Source organism: Nitrosospira sp. Nsp11, assembly GCF_900142705.1.
In the GTDB taxonomy this organism is placed as follows: Bacteria; Pseudomonadota; Gammaproteobacteria; order Burkholderiales; family Nitrosomonadaceae; genus Nitrosospira.
This window is the reverse complement of sequence record NZ_FRBV01000029.1, coordinates 1,563-4,593: the sequence shown is the minus strand read 5'-3', so window position 1 is coordinate 4,593 and position 3,031 is coordinate 1,563. Positions and strand designations below refer to the sequence as shown.

General features: G+C 61.0%; 2 protein-coding genes. Both read left to right on the top strand.

Annotated features, from left to right (window positions below):
* Positions 1–57 precede the first annotated feature (57 nt).
* Entirely contained in the window at positions 58–1,770 is a 1,713-nt protein-coding gene (locus BUA28_RS15245) for a multiheme c-type cytochrome (protein WP_072768993.1), read from the top strand.
* 30 nt (positions 1,771–1,800) lie between these two features.
* Positions 1,801–2,871, top strand: a complete 1,071-nt coding sequence (haoB, locus tag BUA28_RS15240) for a hydroxylamine oxidation protein HaoB (RefSeq protein ID WP_072768991.1) — start codon at positions 1,801–1,803, stop codon at positions 2,869–2,871.
* Positions 2,872–3,031: the final 160 nt, after the last annotated feature.

Genomic DNA, 3,031 nt, shown 5'->3' with positions numbered 1-3,031 from the left:
GGTTTCAAGTCTGGATATTGAACACAACAAATCAACACGGAGTAAAGGAGAGAACAAATGGTTGTCAAACCTTGGCTGAAGCTGGTCACGCTCGCATGCGGCGCCTTATTGGCGGCGAGTGCGTACGCGGACTTTCCCAGCGTCCCCAAAGAAACGTACAAAGCGCTGAACCTGCAGCAATCGGCCTCACCCAAAGAACTGCACCAGGCGCTGGTCAAGCGCTACAAAGACCCGGCGCAAGGCGCGGGTCGGGGCACCTTGGCCAAGTACTGGGAGCCCATTCCCATGAGCATGTACTTTGACCCTGCCTCCTTCTACAAACCGCCCACCTCCATGAAAGAAGTGGCCACGCGGGACGAATGCGTCAAATGCCACACCGACGAATCGCCGGTCTGGGTCAACGCCTGGAAAAAGAGCACCCACGCCAACCTGGACAAGATACGCAACCTAAAGCCTGAAGACCCCGTTTACTACAAGAAAGCCAAACTGGAAGACGTCGAGAAGAACCTGCGCTCCATGAACCGGCTCGGGGCCAACGAAAAGCTCAAGGAAGTTGGCTGCATCGACTGCCACGTCGACATCAACACCAAAGGCAAGGCCGACCACATGAAAGACCTGCGCATGCCCACCGCAGACGTCTGCGGCACCTGCCACCTGCAGGAATTTGCCGAACGCGAATCCGAGCGCGACACCCTGATCTGGCCCAACAAACAATGGCCGCAGGGACGCCCCTCGCACGCCCTGGACTGGAAAGCCAACGTCGAAGTTGCCGTATTTGCCGCCATGCCCCAGCGCGAAATCGCCGAAGGCTGCAGCATGTGCCACACCAACCAGAACAAATGCGACATGTGCCACACCCGGCACGAATTCTCCGCGGCCGAATCCCGCCAGCCCGAAGCGTGCGCCACCTGCCACAGCGGTGTCGACCACAACAACTGGGAAGCCTACTCCATGAGCAAGCACGGCAAGATCGTGTCCATCATGGGCGACAAATGGAACTGGGAAGTCCCCCTGAAGGACGCCTACGCCAAAGGCGGGCAGACCGCCCCCACCTGCGCCGGCTGCCACTTCGAGTATGAAGGCAAATACGCCCACAACGTCGTGCGCAAGATACGCTGGGCCAACTACCCCGCCGTCCCCGGCATAGCCGAGAACATCACCAGCGAATGGTCCGAAGAACGGCTGGACTCCTGGGTCAAGACCTGCACCCAGTGCCACTCCGAACGCTTTGCCCGCTCCTACCTTGAATTCATGGACAAAGGCACCCTGCATGGCCTGGCCAAATTCAAGGAAGCCCACGGCGTAGCCGAAAAACTCTACAAGGAAGGCCTGCTCACCGGCCAGAAGACCAACCGTCCCGCCCCCCTGGCGCCTGACAAAGAAATGTTTGCCGGCTTCACCCAGCTCTACTGGTCCAAGGACAACAATCCTGCCGCCATCGAACTCAGAGTCCTGGAAATGGGCGAGAACAACCTGCCCAAACTGCACGTAGGCTTAGCCCACGTCAACCCGGGCGGCTGGACCTACACCGAAGGCTGGGGACCCATGAACCGCGACTACGTCGAAGTCATGGACGAGAACACCAAGATCCGCGAAATGGCCGCCTTGCAGGCACGGGTTGCCAAGATGGAATCCAAGCGCACCAGCCTGCTTGACATCCAGAGCACCGATGACAAGCTCTCCCTGGGCGGCTTGGGCGGTGGCATGCTCCTGGCCGGCACCTTGGCCTTGGCAGGTTGGCGCCGGCGCGAAAAGAACGAGCGTAGTTAAGCACAACAAGCACAAGGTAAAAAAACAAGTTTGAGCACCTCAACTTCAACCCGCGCCCCCGTGGCGCGGCGCAACACCAAACTCCTCCCCTCACTGGGCATCCTCCTGGTGGCGGGAGGAATTCTTTTACTCCTCTGGTTTGGCTGGCTCTGGTTCAACCCCGGCCCCGCCCCCTATCGCTACCAGCTCGTCACCGAAGGCGGCATCGACCAGTTTGCGCAACTGGGCCTGCCGGCGGGCATCGACCCCGACCTCAAGCTGGCCCAATACGAAGTCTACGCCGAAGGCGTCGACCAGCCCCTAGCCCTCACCCACACCGCAAGACGCGGCACCGAGGCACCGGTGCGGCTCGACTGGGAAAACCACACCAGCGAACTGCTCCTGACCGTCGACAACAAACTGTCCGAGCTTGCCGCACTGTCCGTCGCCATCGCCAAGCATGCGCCCAAGGACGCCCTCATCCTCGCCTGGTGGGACACCTCGCGCCAGATCCACCTTTTGGCCGAGCGCGACACCCTGTTCACCAGTCGCATCGGCGAACCCCTGATCGTACCCACCCCGTGGCGCGAGCGCACCGACGCCGTCAAACGCTACGAGAACGAATTCTGGGGCGCGCCTGCCGGCGAGCAAGAGCGCGCCACCTTCCAGCGCTTCGCCGACGCCCTCCTGGCCCCGCCCGAGAAGGGCGCCGCCCTGCTGCGCGAACTGGCAGGCAACCGCGAAGCCTACATCGCCATCCACGTCAACGACCTCTACAAACTGGGACTCATGCGCCCCCAGCAGTTTGACATCACCTACAAGAACTTCCCCATGGAAGGCAACATGCACGGCCTGATCGGCTACCTCAAAAGCTGGATGCAGAGCAACCAGTTCGACACCTACACCCTGCAATCCCTCTCCGACAAAATGGTGCGCGCCTACTTCCTGCACAAAGGCCCCAACAGCGAGAGCCTCATCGCCCAGATGCTGCCCTTCACCGAATCCCAGCCCCTGGACCTGCAAGCCCTCCAGCTCATCTACCAGCAAGGCGGCTACTGGGTCTACAGGATCCCCGCCACAGGCGAGAGCGCAGCGGCACCTGAAATCCCAGCGGGCGCCTGATCCAACGCCAGACCCGCCAGACCCAACCCGACCCCAACCACCCCGGCCAACCCGCCCGAGTCGGGTTGGCGGTACCAGTGGTACCAGAAAGAGTGATGGTACTGGTGCTACCCGTTTACAGAAACCGGAGATACAGTATGGGCAAAATCCCAAATCCGGT